Origin of the sequence: Streptomyces sp. URMC 126, assembly GCF_051386555.1 — a bacterium.
In the GTDB taxonomy this organism is placed as follows: Bacteria; Actinomycetota; Actinomycetes; order Streptomycetales; family Streptomycetaceae; genus Streptomyces.
Genome location: NZ_JBPQTX010000828.1, coordinates 1 through 277 on the forward strand (window position 1 = coordinate 1; position 277 = coordinate 277).

Here is a 277-nt window from a genome sequence, read left to right on the forward strand (position 1 = left end):
GGTTTATTGGCACCAGCTTTGCGGTGATGAGCGTGGTGGACCCGATTGTGGAGCTGCAGGACGCCATCAATCGGGTGCGCCGCGGCGATACTAATGCAGAGGTCGATATCTATGACGGTTCCGAGCTAGGCGTGCTGCAGGCCGGCTTCAACGAAATGATGCGTGGCCTGCGCGAGCGCAATCGCGTGCGCGATATTTTCGGCCGCTACGTCGGTAGCGAGGTGGCCCAGCGTGCCTTGGAGGAGCGCCCCGAACTAGGCGGCGAGGACCGCAAGGT

1 protein-coding gene is annotated in these 277 nt (G+C 62.5%); it reads left to right on the plus strand.

Annotation, left to right across the window (positions count from 1 at the left end; genetic code table 11):
- On the plus strand, positions 1-277 hold a 277-nt coding region (locus ACSNOK_RS34105), incomplete at both ends, for a HAMP domain-containing protein (protein WP_436784611.1).